Genomic DNA, 15,045 nt, shown 5'->3' with positions numbered 1-15,045 from the left:
GTACCCCGGCGAGATGTCGTCTCTCCCGCCGAGTCTGCGGCTGCCCGGGTCGCCGTTTCCCCTGGGAGCGAAAGTGCGTGGCACCGGAACGCAGTTCGCGGTTCACGCCCCCGACGCCGAACTGGTACAGGTGTGCCTGATTTCGGAGGAGGGCGACGAGACCCGGATCGACCTGGTCCAGCGGACGTACGGCATCTGGCACGGCATCGTCGAGGGTGTCGGCGCGGGGCAGCGCTACGGCTACCGCGCGCACGGTCGCTGGGATCCCGCGTGCGGCGTGCGCCTCAACCCCGCCAAACTACTTCTGGATCCGTGGGCCACACGCATCACCGGCGAACTCGGCGACCACGAGGCGCTGCTCTCCCACGACGGCGACCCGTTCGGCGGCCCGTCGCTCATCGACAGCCTCGGCCACACACCACTGTCGGTGGTGACGGCCGATCACGCCCGCACGAGCGGACCGCGGATCGAAAGGCCGTGGGAGGAAACCGTTGTCTACGAACTCCACGTGGGGTCGTTCACGGCGCGGCACCCCGACGTGCCGCCGCGGTACCGCGGAACGTATCTGGGTCTCGCCGAACCGGCCGTCGTCGGTCATCTCGTGCGCCTCGGGGTGACCGCGGTCGAACTGCTCCCGGTGCAGGCGTACGTCTCCGAGGCCACCGTGCGCTCGCGGGGCATGCGCAACCACTGGGGATACTCCACCGCAGCGTTCTTCGCCCCCCACCCGGGGTACGCGGTCGTGCCCGGCGAGGAGATCACCGAGTTCCACACGATGGTCGACGCGCTGCACGCCGCGGGGATCGAGGTCGTCCTGGACGTGGTCTACAACCACACCTGCGAGCAGAGCGTCGACGGCATCAGCCTCAGCTGGCGCGGCCTCGACGCCCCCGGCTACTACCTTCTCGATACCGAGGGGCGCGACATCGATCTCACCGGTTGCGGGAACACGGTCGACGCGCAGTCGCCCGTCGTCGTCCGGATGATCGGCGACAGCCTGCGTTACTGGGCGCACGAGATGGGGGTCGACGGCTTCCGGTTCGACCTCGCGTCCGCGCTCGGCCGGCCCGGCGGCGGCCGATTCGATTCGCGCGCTTCGATCTTCTCCGCGATCACCGCGGATCCCGTTCTCACGCGCTGCAAACTGATCGCCGAACCGTGGGACGCCACGCCCGATGGATACCGGGTCGGGCAATTCGGCTCTCAGTGGTCCGAGTGGAACGACAAGTACCGCAATACCGTTCGACGGTTCTGGAACGGCGGCACCGGGGTGCGCGAACTCGCCTCCCGGGTGGCGGGCTCGGAGGACGTCTTCGGCACCCGGCGCCCCTGGGCCACCGTCAATTTCGTCACTGCCCACGACGGGTTCACCGCCGCCGACCTCGTGTCGTACACCCGCAAACGCAACGAAGCCAACGGCGAGGACAACCGGGACGGCGCCGATCACAACGACTCCGTCGACCACGGCGTCGAAGGCCCCACCGACGACCCGGCGGTCACCGGGGCGCGGTCCCGGCACGTCCGCGCGCTGCTGGCCACCCTCGCCCTGTCCACCGGCACACCGATGTTCACCGCGGGCGACGAATTCGGTCACACCCTGGGCGGCAACAACAACGCGTACTGCGTCCCCGAAGGCACCTCGCCTGAAGATTCCTGGCCGCTCGACTGGAGCGCCGGGGACCCGGCCCTTGTCGCGTTCGTCACCCGGGCCCTCAACCTCCGGCGCGCCTCCCCCGCCTTGCGTCAGCCGGAATTCTTCGAGGGCAGGCGCACACCCACCGGCCATCCCGACCTCGTGTGGTTCGGCGCGGACGGCGCCGAGATGGACGATTCGGCGTGGCACGACGACTCCCGGCGCACCCTGCAGGCGTGGATCGACGGTTCCGACATCCGCTCCCACACCGAGGACGGGCACCAGCTCACCGACGACAGCTGGCTTCTCGTCTTCCACTCGGGCGGGCCTGCCGCGATCACCCTGGGGTGTCCCGAATGGTTCTACGGGACGGTGCTCGCCGAGTTCGACTCGGCCTCACCGGACGGAGCACCGGCACCGGGCGGCCCGATCTCCGGCGACTCCACGGTCGCGGTGTCCGGTCCCGCACTGCTCGTCTTCCGCGCGGTCGGGTAGATGCCGCCGAAACGCATCATCAACTGGATGAGCGGGCCGATGCCCAGCGCGTAGACGACGGTGCCCACCCCGACGGTGCCGCCGAGCACCCAGCCGGTGGCCAGCACGGTCACCTCGATCGACGTGCGGATCACCCGCACCGACAGCCCGGTCCGCGCAACCAGGCCGGTCATGAGGCCGTCCCGCGGGCCCGGGCCCATTCCCGCACCGATGTACAGCACGGTGGCGAGCGCGTTGAGGACGACACCACCGAGCATCACCGCGATCCGCACGGCGAGGGAGTCGGCGGGTTCGAGCCATGCCAGCGACGTGTCCACCGACACCGCGATGACCACCACGTTGGCGACCGTGCCGAATCCCGGTTTCTGGCGGATCGGGACCCAGAGTGCGAGCACCAGAACGCCGGTCAACGCGGTCACGGCACCGAAACTGAGGGGTGTGCGACCGGCAACGCCCTGATGGAACACGTCCCACGGATCGAGGCCGAGGCCGGCGGTGATCATCATGGCCATCGAGAAGCCGTACAGCCACAGTCCGGCGAACAGTGCGATCAGGCGTCGAGCGAGCATGACCACCAGTCTGTCGTGAACCAGGGCGGTACCCCATAGCCAGGACGGCGTTACTGGACTGTCGACGCGTCGGCCGCTGCTCTCAGGGGCAGGCGATCACGGTCATGGATCCGGGTGCCACCTCGGTGAAGCCGGCGTCGCGCACCGCGATCGCCCTGCCCCGCACCACCTCGATGGTCAGCGTCTCCCACAATCCGACGTCGGCGTCACGCACGGCGCAGCGGTAGCCGGTGGCCGCCCAGGCGCGGGCCTGTTCGGTGGTCATCGCGCCGGCGAGCAGCATCGAGGCGTGACCGACCTGCGCGGCGGCCTTTCCGACCGTCATGTCCAGGACGGAGTTGATCCACAGCACCGGAACGCCGTCGGGAATCTCCCCGGGGTCGTCGTGGTCGAGGTCGGTGCCGCCGATCTGCAGCTTTCTGATGCGCGGATCGAGCGCGCCCACGGCAACGGGCACGAGGGCGCGGGCCTGTGCACCGTCGACATCGACGGTGATCCCGTCGACCTCCTGTGCCGCCCGCCAGCCGGCTCCCCGGGCCCTCCGCGACACCTTGCGGATCCGGGACCCCACCCAAGCGAGGTAGTCCGCCTGCCACGGTCCGGGCGCGCCCGTCTCGTCGGCGCCGACTCGCGGGTCGAGGCACAACGCCACCGTCGCAGTCGCGGCTGCCTCCAGCAGCGCACTGCGCGGCGGAGGGTCGGCCTTCGGGATGTGCAGCACGATCGGCATGGCGAGGACCTGCGCCGGGTCGTCCGGATCCGGCCGGCCGCCGTATCCGGCCGCGAGGACGGCGTGACGCGCCGCCCACCCGGAATCGGCACCGGCCTCCCCGGTGACCGCGGCGCGGCACGATTCCGTCACGGCAGCGGGACGCGTCGCACCACGCCGTCCACCGCGTCGGCGGCCTCGACCTCGTCGCGGGTGACCCCGAGGATGAACAGCACGGCGTCGAGGAAGGGGTGCGACAGGGCGGTGTCCGCGACCTCCCGCAGCGCGGGCTTGGCGTTGAACGCGATTCCCAGGCCGGCCGCGTTGAGCATGTCGATGTCGTTGGCGCCGTCGCCGACCGCCACCGTCTGCTCCATCGGGACGCCGACCTGACCGGCGAACTTGCGCAGCGCGGTCGCCTTCGCCGCCCGGTCGACGATGTCGCCGATCACCCGGCCGGTGAGCTTGCCGTCTACGATCTCGAGCGTGTTGGCCTGCACGAAGTCGAGTTCCAGTTCGTGGGCCAGGCCCTCGATGACCTGCCGGAAACCGCCGGACACCACACCGCAGTGGAAGCCGAGCCTGCGGAGCGTCCGGATGGTGGTGCGGGCGCCCGGTGTCAGCTCGAGACCGTCCGCGACGTCGTCGATCACCGACGCGTCGAGGCCGGCGAGGGTCGCGACCCGCTGGTGCAGGGATTCGGTGAAGTCGATCTCCCCGCGCATCGCCGACTCGGTGACGGCGCGCACCTCGTCCTCGACACCGGCGCGGGCGGCGAGCATCTCGATGACCTCACCCTGGACGAGCGTCGAGTCGACGTCGAACACGATGAGCCGCTTGGCGCGACGGGCCAGGCCCCCGCGTTCGACCGCGATGTCGACGTTCTCCCGCACGGCCACCTCGGCCAGCACGGTGCGCAGGCTCTTGTCCGCCTCCGCCGTGCCGGGAGCGCTCACGAGGAGTTCGAGGCCCGTCACCGGGTAGTCGGCGACTCCGCGGATCGAGTCGATGTTGACCCCGAGGGTCGCCATCTCCCGGGCCACCGAACGCAGCGCGCGAGCCGACACGGGGCTGCCGAGGACGACCACGGCGTGCGTGGACAGCGACTGCCTGCCGGGATCCGCGCCGATCTCGACGTCGACCGACATCCCGACGGTGGCCATCGCCTCCTCGAGTTCCTCCTGCAGCGCCTCGCCGTTCTCGGGGCACGCCACGAGGACGCCGAGGGTCAGTCGCCCACGAATCACCACCTGCTCCACGTCGAGAAGGCTCACGTCGTGGCGGGAGAGCGACCCGAAGAGCACCGAGGTGACGCCGGGTCGGTCGGGGCCCGTCACGGTCACCAGGACAGTGGTGTCAGCTGCACCCACCGATGTACTCCGATCATGTTGCTCGCGCGGCTTGTCCGGCACCCATTGTGCCAAGTCAAAGGCCCCGCCCGTTGCTGGGGCGGGGCCTTTCTCAAACTGATGTGTCAGCGGCCGGTGTCGGTGCCGGGGTCGCCTTCGTCGCCGATGGTCAGCGGCTCGTGGCGTTCCTTCTCGAGCACGGTGCTGGCGTGCTTGCCACCGTGGCCCGGTCCGACGTGCGCCTCGGCCTTCATCCGCTCGACCATGTGCGGGTAGTGCAGCTCGAACGCGGGGCGCTCGGAGCGGATGCGCGGCAGCTCGGTGAAGTTGTGCCGCGGCGGCGGGCAGCTGGTGGCCCACTCGAGGGAGTTGCCGTAACCCCACGGGTCGTCGACAGTGACGACCTCGCCGTATCGGTAGCTCTTGAAGACGTTCCAGATGAACGGCAGCGTCGAGGCACCGAGGACGAACGCGAAGATCGTCGAGAACGAGTTGAGGAACGTGAAGCCGTCCGAGGGCAGGTAGTCGGCGTAGCGACGGGGCATGCCTTCGTTACCCAGCCAGTGCTGGACGAGGAACGTGCCGTGGAAGCCGATGAACGTGGTCCAGAAGTGCCACTTGCCGAGACGCTCGTCCATCATGCGACCGGTCATCTTCGGGAACCAGAAGTAGATGCCCGCGTAGGTGGCGAACACGACGGTGCCGAAGACCACGTAGTGGAAGTGGGCGACCACGAAGTAGGTGTCCGTGACGTGGAAGTCCAGCGGCGGGCTCGCGAGGATGACGCCCGACAGACCACCGAAGAGGAACGTGATGAGGAAGCCGATCGAGAACAGCATCGGCGACTCGAACGTCAACTGGCCCTTCCACATGGTGCCGATCCAGTTGAAGATCTTCACACCCGTCGGGACGGCGATCAGGAACGTCATGAACGAAAAGTACGGGAGCAGCACGGCGCCGGTGGCGTACATGTGGTGAGCCCACACCGCGATGGAGAGCGCGGCGATCGCCAGCGTCGCGTAGACCAGGCCGCTGTAACCGAACACGGGCTTACGGCTGAAGACGGGGAAGATCTCCGAGACGATTCCGAAGAACGGCAGCGCGATGATGTACACCTCGGGGTGACCGAAGAACCAGAACAGGTGCTGCCACAGCAGCACACCACCCGTGGCCGGGTCGAAGATGTGGCCACCGAGGTGACGGTCGACGAACAGACCCATGAACGCGGCGGTCAGCAGCGGGAACGCCAGCAGAATCAGAATGCTGGTGATGAAGATGTTCCACGTGAAGATCGGCATCCGGAACATCGTCATGCCGGGGGCACGCAGGCAGATGACGGTGGTGATCATGTTGACACCACCGAGGATGGTGCCGAGGCCGGCGACCGCGAGGCCCATGACCCAGAGGTCGGCGCCGACGCCCGGGGAGTGCAGCGCACTCGTCAGGGGCGTGTAGGCGGTCCAGCCGAAGTCGGCGGCACCACCGGGGGTGATGAAGCCCGCGGTCGTGATGATCGCGCCGAACACGTACAGCCAGTAGCTGAACGCGTTGAGTCGCGGGAACGCCACGTCGGGGGCGCCGATCTGCAGCGGCAGGATGTAGTTGGCGAACCCGAACACGATCGGCGTCGCGTACAGCAGCAGCATGATCGTGCCGTGCATCGTGAACAGCTGGTTGAACTGCTCGTTCGACAAGAACTGCATACCGGGCACAGCGAGCTCGGCGCGCATCATCAGGGCCATGAGACCACCGATGAGGAAGAACGCGATCGAGGTCGTCAAGTACATGATTCCGAGCACCTTGGGGTCGGTGGTCGTAATCATTTTGAAGATGAACGAGCCCTTGGGTCCCTGCCGCGGCGGGTAAGGCCTGGCTGCAGCTATCGCGGGGACTGGCTGGGGCGCTACGGCAGTCACTGATCCTCCTGAATGCGCGTCCGACCCCGGGCTGCGAGGCGAACGGTCTCTGGCTTGCGCTCATCGAATCGTAGACCGTGCCCTCTGCGGCCTCCGACTGGGTCCTACCCACTGTCGTACTTACCCGGACTCAGAGCAAACCGGGGCGCGGGCGACCTGCGGTTTGTTCCACCGGGGAGCACCGGGGAGTGCTCACTGTCACGCAGTCCGGCGTGTCGCGTGGGGACGGTCGAGGCGGTCCCGCGGAGGCTCCGGCACGCCGGAACCGGGCTGTTAAGGTTTCGCTCACCTAACTTCTATCAGGAGCTCCATGTGAACGTTCTCTCCCGCCGCCGGGTAGTCGCCGGCGCGGTCGCGCTGGCCGCGGCAGCCACCCTCTCGATCACGTCCTGCTCCAGCAGCGACGACTCCGCCGCCGCCGGCACCACGTCGTCGCCCGGGCAGTTCCCCCGCACCGTCGACCACTTCCGCGGCAGCACCGAGATCCCGGCCGCACCGCAGCGCATCGTGGCACTCGACAACAGCTTCACCGACGCCGTCCTCCTCCTCGAGGCGCCCCTGGTCGGGTACGTCGACTACCGCGAGCCCGGCCTGCCCGACTACCTCGGCACCACCCGCGACGAGTACGCGGCAGACGCGAAGTCGGTGGGCAAGGTCAGCAGCGCGAGCCTCGAGCAGATCGCCGCGCTGCAACCCGACCTGATCATCTCCGCCGAGGTGCGCGACGGAAAGAACTACGAGCAACTGTCGGCGATCGCGCCGACCATCTTCACCGAGACGACCGGGCCCACGTGGAAGGACAACATCCGGCTCGTCGGAAAGGCGCTCGGCAAGGAAGAACTCGCGGAGCAGAAGATCGGTTCCTACGAGGAGCGGGCCGCCTCGGTCGGCGCGGAGATCAACGGCACGGCGTCGAATCCGGTGATCTCGGTCGTCCGGTTCGCGGGCGAGCCGACGGCACGCCTCTACCGCACCAGCTCGTTCAGCGGGATCGTTCTCGCGGACGCCGGGCTGGCACGTCCGCAGAGCCAGGGCCCCGATCCGGCCGACCCGGACAACATCATGCAGGCCGTCAGCCCCGAACTGATCAGTGAGGCGGAGGCCGACGTCATCTTCATCAGCACCTGGCAGGACCCGGCAGGCAAGAGCGCCGAAGCGGCGAAGCCGTTCCTGGAGAGCCCGCTGTGGCAGACGCTGAAGGGACGCAAGGTCGACGTCGACGACGCCCGCTGGATGACGCCGGTCAGCGTCCAGGGCGCGCACCTGATCCTCGACGACCTGTCGGACACGTTCGGGGTGGACAAGCACAGCGGCTAACCTGAACGCGCCCGCACACACAGGAAGTCGCCGAATTGTCCCCTCGTAGGTTTTCCGCCCGCCGCGCGTCCACCGGTCTGGTCGCTGCCGTCGCCGCGCTCGCGCTGGCCGGCTGCTCTCAACCGTCCGACGACGATCCCGCAGCGTCCATCGTCCGGACCACCACGCAGATCGCCGGAGCCGGCGTGGTCGGCATCGAGCGGGACACCACGACGGCCTGCGCCGAGCGGGCCCCGGTCGACGCCGCACTCGCGGCCGGCTCGACGCACCGGGTGGTCCACACGAAGGGCGAGAGCGACGTCCCGTCCGATCCGCAGCGGATCGTGGTCCTCGACAGCGCCGCGCTGGACGCGGTGTGCGCCCTCGGCCTGTGGGAGAACGTGGTCGGCGCGGCAACCCTCGACGGCGAGTCGCCGCAGCCCGGCTACCTCGGCACCGGCGTCTCCGAGATTCCGAGCGTCGGATCCGTGGACGCCCCGGACGTGAACAGGATCGCGCAGGCGGACCCGGACCTGATCCTCGGATCGAGTCCGGCGTCCGACCAGCTGTACGGCACGCTCTCCCCCATCGCGCCCACCGTGTTCGTCGGCTCCGACCCCGTGTACTGGAAAGCGCAGTTCCTCCTCGCCGGCAACGCGATGGGCCGGGCCGACGCAGCGACCGCGGCACTCGAGCAGTACCAGCAGGGCGCGAAGCAACTCGGCATCGACATCGATGCCGCGCAGACACAGGCGTCCGTCGTGCGTTTCGACGCCGACAGCATGGAGGTCGAGGGCCCGGCCACGTTCGCGGGCCAGGTCCTCACCGACGCCGGGGTGCGGCGGCCCGCCTATCAGAACCTCGACGGCGCCGTCACCGAACCGATCTCCGAAGCCGACATCGACCAGGCCGAGGGCGACCTCATCTACGCCGTCCTGGACGGCAAGGACGGCACCGCGCACGCGGAGGACGTCATGTCCGGGGAGGCCTGGGAAGACCTCGAGGCCGCCCGCGACAAACGGGTCTTCGCCGTCGAGGGTGACGTGTGGGGCGGAAACGGCGTCGTCGCCGCGCGCGCAATGCTCACCGACCTGCGGAACACGCTGAACGGCTACGTCGGCTAGGAGGCTCGATGCCCGTGCCCGAGTTCGTCGCCGCCCTGCGCGGCCACGTCGGCACCGCACCGCTGTGGCTGTCCGGGGTGAGCGTCGTGGTGCGCGACGACGACGGACGGGTGCTGCTGACCCGGCGCGTCGACAACGGCAAGTGGGCGGTCGTGTCCGGCATCCTCGAACCCGGGGAGGAACCGGGACCGGCCGCGCTCCGGGAGATCCGCGAGGAAACCGGCGTGGACGCCGAACTGGTCCGGATCACGAGCGTCGACGTCACCGACCCGGTCACCTACCCCAACGGCGACGTCGCGCAGTATCTCGACGTGTGCTTCCTCGCCCGGTACGTCGGCGGCGAGGCCGCCGTGTCGGACGACGAGAACCACGACGTGGCCTGGTTCTCCCCCGACTCGCTGCCGGACGACCTCACCCCGTCGTCGCGGCTGCGCCTCGACAAGGCAGTGCAGGACGTCCCCGAGGCGTGGTTCCGCCGCTGAACGCAATTCGCCCGATGCCGCACCGGTGCAGCAGAACCGAACCGGTGTGACATCGGGCGACGCGAAAGTTCGTTCTAGAAATCCCAGTCTTCGTCTTCGGTGTTGACGGCCTTGCCGATGACGTAGGAGCTGCCCGAGCCGGAGAAGAAGTCGTGGTTCTCGTCGGCGTTGGGCGAGAGTGCCGACAGGATTGCCGGGTTGACGTCTGTCTCGTCCTTCGGGAACAGACCCTCGTAGCCGAGGTTCATCAGCGCCTTGTTGGCGTTGTACCGCAGGAACTTCTTGACGTCCTCGGTGAGGCCCACCTCGTCGTAGAGGTCCTGGGTGTAGTCGACCTCGTTGTCGTAGAGCTCGAAGAGCAACTCGAACGTGTAGTTCTTGAGGTCGTCGCGCTCGGCCTCGGTGAGCTGCTCGAGACCCTTCTGGTACTTGTAGCCGATGTAGTACCCGTGCACGGCCTCGTCACGGATGATGAGGCGGATGAGGTCGGCGGTGTTGGTGAGCTTCGCCCGCGACGACCAGTACATCGGCAGGTAGAAGCCGGAGTAGAACAGGAAGCTCTCGAGCAGGGTGGACGCCACCTTGCGCTTGAGCGGTTCGTCGCCCTGGTAGTAGTCCATGACGATCTCGGCCTTGCGCTGCAGGTTCGGGTTCTCCTCGGACCAGCGGAAGGCGTCGTCGATGTCGCGGGTGGAGCACAGCGTCGAGAAGATCGAGCTGTAGCTCTTCGCGTGCACCGACTCCATGAACGCGATGTTGGTGTACACCGCCTCTTCGTGCGGCGTGATGGCGTCGGGGATGAGGCTGACGGCTCCCACGGTGCCCTGAATGGTGTCGAGGAGCGTCAGCCCCGTGAACACCCGCATCGTGAGCTGCTTCTCCTGCGCCGTGAGCGTGCCCCACGACGGGATGTCGTTGGACACCGGCACCTTTTCGGGCAGCCAGAAGTTGCCGACGAGACGGTCCCACACCTCGGCGTCCTTCTCGTCCTGGACGCGGTTCCAGTTGATCGCGGATACGCGACTCACCAGCTTGACCATTGATTCCTCACTTCGTTCGGCTGTGAGTACTTGTTAACCGCCGGCGGTTAACAAGTACTCACGGGCGGCGGAGCCGCCTACAGCATGCAGGAAACGCAACCTTCGACCTCAGTCCCCTCCAACGCGAGCTGACGCAGCCGGATGTAGTACAGCGTCTTGATGCCCTTGCGCCACGCGTAGATCTGCGCCTTGTTGATGTCGCGGGTGGTGGCGGTGTCCTTGAAGAACAGCGTCAGCGACAGCCCCTGGTCGACGTGCTGCGTCGCGGCGGCGTAGGTGTCGATGATCTTCTCGTACCCGATCTCGTAGGCATCCTGGTAGTACTCCAGGTTGTCGTTGGTCAGGTAGGGCGCCGGGTAGTAGACGCGGCCGATCTTGCCTTCCTTGCGGATCTCGATCTTCGACGCCACCGGGTGGATGGAGCTGGTGGAGTTGTTGATGTAGGAGATCGATCCGGTCGGCGGCACCGCCTGCAGGTTCTGGTTGTAGATGCCGTGCTGCTGCACGGAAGCCTTCAGCTCACGCCAGTCGTTCTGGGTCGGGATGTGCAGGCCCGCATCGGCGAACAGCTGCCGCACCCGCTCGGTCTGCGGCTCCCAGGCCCGGTCGGTGTACTTGTCGAAGAACTCACCCGAGGCGTACTTGGACTCCGGGAAGCCGGCGAAGTACGTGCCGCGCTCCTTGGCGATCTCGTTGGACGCCCGGATCGCGTGGAACACCACGGTGTAGAAGTAGATGTTCGTGAAATCGATGCCCTCGTCGGAGCCGTAGTAGATCCGCTCGCGTGCCAGGTATCCGTGCAGGTTCATCTGCCCGAGACCGATGGCGTGTCCCTCGTCGTTCGCCTTCTTGATCGACGGGACCGAGTCGATGGAAGTCTGATCGGCGACGGCGGTCAACGCGCGGATCGAGGTCTCGATGGTCTGCGCGAAGTCCGGCGAGTCCATCGTCTTGGCGATGTTGAGCGAACCCAGGTTGCAGGAGATGTCCTTGCCGATATGACTGTAGGACAGGTCGTCGTTGAACTCCGACGGCGTGGAGACCTGGAGGATCTCCGAGCACAGGTTGGAGTGGGTGACCTTGCCCGCGATCGGGTTGGCACGGTTCACGGTATCCTCGTACATGATGTACGGGTACCCGGACTCGAACTGCAGCTCGGCCACGGTCTGGAAGAACTCACGCGCCTTGATCTTCGACTTGCGGATCCGCTTGTCGTCGACCATCTCGTAGTACTTCTCGGTGACGTTGATGTCCGCGAAGGGCACTCCGTAGATGCGCTCGACGTCGTACGGCGAGAAGAGGTACATGTCCTCGTTCTTCTTCGCCAGCTCGAAGGTGATGTCCGGGATGACCACACCGAGCGAGAGGGTCTTGATGCGGATCTTCTCGTCCGCGTTCTCCCGCTTGGTGTCGAGGAAGCGATAGATGTCCGGGTGGTGGGCGTGCAGGTACACCGCGCCGGCGCCCTGACGCGCGCCGAGCTGGTTGGCGTACGAGAAGGAGTCCTCGAGCAGCTTCATGATCGGAATGACGCCCGAGCTCTGGTTCTCGATCTTCTTGATCGGGGCGCCGTGCTCGCGAACATTGCTGAGCAGCAACGCGACTCCGCCGCCGCGCTTGGACAGCTGCAGGGCGGAGTTGATGGAGCGGCCGATCGACTCCATGTTGTCCTCGATGCGGAGCAGGAAGCAGGACACGGGTTCGCCGCGCTGCTTCTTGCCCGAGTTGAGGAACGTGGGGGTGGCGGGCTGAAAGCGGCCGGCGATGATCTCGTCGACCAGCTTGGTGGCCAGATCCTCGTCGCCGGCGGCCAGCGTCAGGGCGACCATGCAGACACGGTCCTCGAATCGCTCGAGGTACCGCTTGCCGTCGAACGTCTTCAGCGTGTACGAGGTGTAGTACTTGAACGCGCCCAGGAACGTCGGGAAGCGGAACTTCTTCGAGTAGGCGTGCTCGATCAGCGACTTCACGAACGCGCGCGAGTACTGGTCGAGGACCTCGGGCTCGTAGTAGTTCTCCTCCACGAGGTAGTCGAGCTTCTCGTCGAGGTTGTGGAAGAAGACGGTGTTCTGGTTGACGTGCTGCAGGAAGTACTGCCGGGCCGCCGCGACGTCCTTGTCGAACTGGATCTCGCCGTTGGGCCCGTACAGGTTGAGCATCGCGTTGAGTGCGTGGTAATCGAGACCGTTCGTCGAGTCTCCACCGCGCGCGTCGCGCTCTACGCTCCCCGCGTCGATGGTGTCTGTGATGGTCGGCGCCACTTCTCGTGCTCCTCGTCGTCTAAGTGATCCCAGAATTCACCCAGACCGGCCCTGACCCGCTCGACGTCCTCGGCTGTGCCCATGAGTTCGAAGCGGTAGAGGTAGGGAACGTGGCATTTCTGAGAAATGATGTTTCCTGCAAAGCAATAGGATTCACCGAAATTGGTGTTTCCCGCCGCGATCACTGCTCGGATCAGCGACCTGTTGTGTGTGTTGTTGAGAAATCGGATGACCGGCTTCGGGACGTAGCTGGTGTCGCGGCCCATGGCCGTCGTCCCCCCGCCGTAGGTCGGGAGGATCAGCACGTAGGGTTCGTGCACCTCGAAGGTGCCCTCGCGGTCATGAATGGGTATGCGCGTCGCAGGCAGCCCGAGCCGCTGGACGAATCGGTGCGTGTTCTCCGAGGCGCTGGAGAAGTACACCAGCGATGTCATCGGTTTCCACCATCTGGACTAGTACTACCGTTTACTGCCGCCCGGGAATCGGTTCGTTCTCCGCCTCGGGCGGTGCGATCGCTTCGCTTCAAGCAGCGTTTGCCGAGAGGGTCTTGATGCGGTCGGGGCGGAAGCCCGACCAGTGCTCGTCACCGGCCACGATCACAGGCGCCTGCAGGTATCCCAGTGCCATGACGTAGTCCCGGGCTTCGGGGTCTTCGGTGATGTCGACGACGGAGTATTCGATACCCGCCTTGTCGAGGGCCCGGTAGGTGGCATTGCACTGAACGCAAGCGGGCTTGGTGTAGACGGTGATGCTCATGAAGTCCCTCTTTCCACTGCCGAATGGAGCTGACGAAGTGTGTGTTCAGCGCACTGAGACTTCCCCGGATCGAGATGGCGGTGACCCCCGATGGAGATGCTCACCGAGTCGGTTCTCGTTGTGGTCTCTCAGTGCTCAAGACACTACACCTAGTGGCCGACAGAAACACTTAACCCGAGATGTTGTGAGTCACATTGATGAAATTCCCTGGTCGTCATCCCTCGGACCATAAATTTCGTGCTCGCTCCGGCGTGTCGCACATCACATTTTCCGCGTGACGCGGAACACCCCTCGCATCGCGCTCGTGCACTGGAGGCTTCGGGAGCTTACGTCACCTCCGAGGACACGCCCGCATCGGCGGCGCGGGCTCCCGCACAGCGCCGTCCGGACCGGCCGGACACCACTTCCGCCGAACGACGCCGGTCCTTCCGGGACCCGGCCCCGCCGCACCCCACACCCCCTCTCCCTCCTGCCGCGGCCGGGCGCACCGGGCGTCGTACCCGGCCACCGCTCCCACGCTTGCCGGCCGGTAACTGCAGGCCCCGACTCCCCCTCCCGGTACCGTGAGCGAATGTCCGACGACCCCCTGGACGACCTCGTCTGGTCGGCGCCCGTAGCGCGCACGAGGCGGGTGACCCCGAACATGCAGCGGATCACCCTCGCGGGCGGCGATCTGGGTCGATTCGAATCCAGCGGGACGCCCGACGAGCGCCTGCTCCTCGCGTTCCCGCCGGACGGCGCGGAGAAGCGCAGTTACACCGTCCGCCGCTGGGACCCGGACGCCCGGGAGATGGACATCGACTTCGCCGTCCACGCGGGCGGGGCCGCGGCGCACTGGGCCGCGAGCGCGCGTCCGGGCGAGATGCTCGGGTTCTCCACCGCCTCGGGGTGGTACGCGCCGCCCGCCGACGCCGAATGGCAGCTTCTCGTCGCCGACATGACGGCACTGCCCGCCGTCGGACGGATCCTGGAGGAACTACCAGGTTCGGCGCGGGTGCACGTGATCGCGGAGGTCACTACCCCGGCGGACCGGCAGCAGTTCGCGACCGATGCGGCGCTGACCGTGACGTGGCTGGACGGAAGCGGCAACGGCGCCGGGGACAGCCTGCTGGCCGAGGCGGCCCGCGACCGGCCGTTCCCGGATTCGCCGGGATACGTGTGGTTCGCGGGTGAGGCGAAGGTGTCGCGGATGGTGCGACGCTGGTTGCGCCGCGACCTGGGCTGGCCCGCGGACCGCTACGACGTCATCGGCTATTGGCGCGACAACAAAGAGGAGTGGGTCGCGCGGTACGAGACGGTGCGCGAACAGATAGAAGCCGCCAGGGACTATGCCCTGGCGGCCGGTGAAGACTTCGACGCGGTGCGGGACGCCGTCGACGCAGCCCTGGATCGGACCGGGCTGTAACGACGACGGC

Annotated in this window: 12 protein-coding genes and 1 pseudogene; 5 read left to right on the top strand and 8 right to left on the bottom strand. The window is 67.1% G+C overall.

The genetic code is table 11. The features are described from left to right. Positions 1–13 precede the first annotated feature (13 nt). Positions 14–1,933 (top strand): annotated as a pseudogene (glgX, locus tag JWS14_RS34995) (glycogen debranching protein GlgX); the annotation flags it as partial. Between the two features lie 62 nt (positions 1,934–1,995). Here glgX and yczE read toward each other — a convergent pair. The 4 genes from yczE to ctaD all read right to left on the bottom strand — a co-directional run bounded on the left by yczE (position 1,996) and on the right by ctaD (position 6,671). Beyond that, on the bottom strand, positions 1,996–2,697 hold the full coding sequence (yczE, locus tag JWS14_RS34990) for a membrane protein YczE (protein WP_241031548.1): 702 nt from the start codon (positions 2,695–2,697) through the stop codon (positions 1,996–1,998). An 82-nt stretch (positions 2,698–2,779) separates the two neighbouring features. Beyond that, entirely contained in the window at positions 2,780–3,559 is a 780-nt protein-coding gene (locus tag JWS14_RS34985; protein ID WP_206015263.1) for an aminoacyl-tRNA hydrolase, read from the bottom strand. After that, positions 3,556–4,776, bottom strand: coding sequence for a phosphoserine phosphatase SerB (gene serB / locus JWS14_RS34980; RefSeq protein WP_015890195.1), 1,221 nt, complete (start codon positions 4,774–4,776; stop codon positions 3,556–3,558). Before serB ends, JWS14_RS34985 begins: the two co-directional genes overlap by 4 nt. Positions 4,777–4,880: 104 nt before the next feature. Next, on the bottom strand, positions 4,881–6,671 hold the full coding sequence (gene ctaD, locus JWS14_RS34975) for an aa3-type cytochrome oxidase subunit I (RefSeq protein ID WP_083395559.1): 1,791 nt from the start codon (positions 6,669–6,671) through the stop codon (positions 4,881–4,883). A gap of 312 nt (positions 6,672–6,983) precedes the next feature. On the opposite strand from ctaD, the gene JWS14_RS34970 reads away from it, so the two are divergent. The 3 genes from JWS14_RS34970 to JWS14_RS34960 are packed head-to-tail and all read left to right on the top strand — an operon-like array spanning position 6,984 to position 9,573. Continuing rightward, positions 6,984–7,988 carry an ABC transporter substrate-binding protein gene (locus JWS14_RS34970; RefSeq protein WP_206015262.1) on the top strand — a complete coding sequence of 335 codons (1,005 nt, stop codon included), beginning with the start codon at positions 6,984–6,986 and terminating at the stop codon, positions 7,986–7,988. A 35-nt stretch (positions 7,989–8,023) separates the two neighbouring features. Continuing rightward, the gene (locus JWS14_RS34965; protein WP_095860807.1) at positions 8,024–9,091 is read left to right on the top strand and encodes an iron-siderophore ABC transporter substrate-binding protein; all 1,068 of its coding nucleotides are present in this window, start codon (positions 8,024–8,026) and stop codon (positions 9,089–9,091) included. A gap of 8 nt (positions 9,092–9,099) precedes the next feature. After that, positions 9,100–9,573 (top strand): NUDIX hydrolase, encoded by a 474-nt coding sequence (locus tag JWS14_RS34960; RefSeq protein ID WP_095860808.1) that lies wholly within the window; start codon positions 9,100–9,102, stop codon positions 9,571–9,573. A gap of 74 nt (positions 9,574–9,647) precedes the next feature. Here the strand turns inward: JWS14_RS34960 and nrdF are convergent, their stop codons facing one another. From nrdF to JWS14_RS34940, 4 genes are all read right to left on the bottom strand, one after another. Further along, complete coding sequence (gene nrdF, locus JWS14_RS34955; protein WP_015890191.1) at positions 9,648–10,613, bottom strand: class 1b ribonucleoside-diphosphate reductase subunit beta; 966 nt, start codon at positions 10,611–10,613, stop codon at positions 9,648–9,650. A gap of 77 nt (positions 10,614–10,690) precedes the next feature. Next, on the bottom strand, positions 10,691–12,874 hold the full coding sequence (nrdE, locus tag JWS14_RS34950) for a class 1b ribonucleoside-diphosphate reductase subunit alpha (protein WP_387486564.1): 2,184 nt from the start codon (positions 12,872–12,874) through the stop codon (positions 10,691–10,693). Then, a complete protein-coding gene (nrdI, locus tag JWS14_RS34945; RefSeq protein ID WP_072937712.1) occupies positions 12,832–13,308 on the bottom strand; it encodes a class Ib ribonucleoside-diphosphate reductase assembly flavoprotein NrdI in 477 nt (158 codons plus the stop codon). Before nrdI ends, nrdE begins: the two co-directional genes overlap by 43 nt. Positions 13,309–13,396: 88 nt before the next feature. Next, complete coding sequence (locus JWS14_RS34940; protein WP_005240286.1) at positions 13,397–13,630, bottom strand: redoxin NrdH; 234 nt, start codon at positions 13,628–13,630, stop codon at positions 13,397–13,399. Positions 13,631–14,201: 571 nt separating this feature from the next. On the opposite strand from JWS14_RS34940, the gene JWS14_RS34935 reads away from it, so the two are divergent. After that, the gene (locus tag JWS14_RS34935) at positions 14,202–15,035 is read left to right on the top strand and encodes a siderophore-interacting protein (RefSeq protein WP_206015261.1); all 834 of its coding nucleotides are present in this window, start codon (positions 14,202–14,204) and stop codon (positions 15,033–15,035) included. The last annotated feature ends 10 nt before the right edge of the window (positions 15,036–15,045 follow it).

The sequence above is a fragment of the Rhodococcus koreensis genome, assembly GCF_017068375.1.
Classification (GTDB): domain Bacteria; phylum Actinomycetota; class Actinomycetes; order Mycobacteriales; family Mycobacteriaceae; genus Rhodococcus_F; species Rhodococcus_F koreensis.
This window is presented reverse-complemented; position numbering and strand designations above follow the sequence as displayed.

Excerpts from the sequence above, each read along its gene's own strand:
- JWS14_RS34940 (WP_005240286.1), bottom strand. The coding sequence starts at position 13,630 with ATGAGCATCACCGTCTACACCAAGCCCGCTTGCGTTCAGTGCAATGCC.
- nrdF (WP_015890191.1), bottom strand. The coding sequence starts at position 10,613 with ATGGTCAAGCTGGTGAGTCGCGTATCCGCGATCAACTGGAACCGCGTC.
- JWS14_RS34935 (WP_206015261.1), top strand. The coding sequence starts at position 14,202 with ATGTCCGACGACCCCCTGGACGACCTCGTCTGGTCGGCGCCCGTAGCG.
- nrdI (WP_072937712.1), bottom strand. The coding sequence starts at position 13,308 with ATGACATCGCTGGTGTACTTCTCCAGCGCCTCGGAGAACACGCACCGA.
- JWS14_RS34960 (WP_095860808.1), top strand. The coding sequence starts at position 9,100 with ATGCCCGTGCCCGAGTTCGTCGCCGCCCTGCGCGGCCACGTCGGCACC.
- yczE (WP_241031548.1), bottom strand. The coding sequence starts at position 2,697 with ATGCTCGCTCGACGCCTGATCGCACTGTTCGCCGGACTGTGGCTGTAC.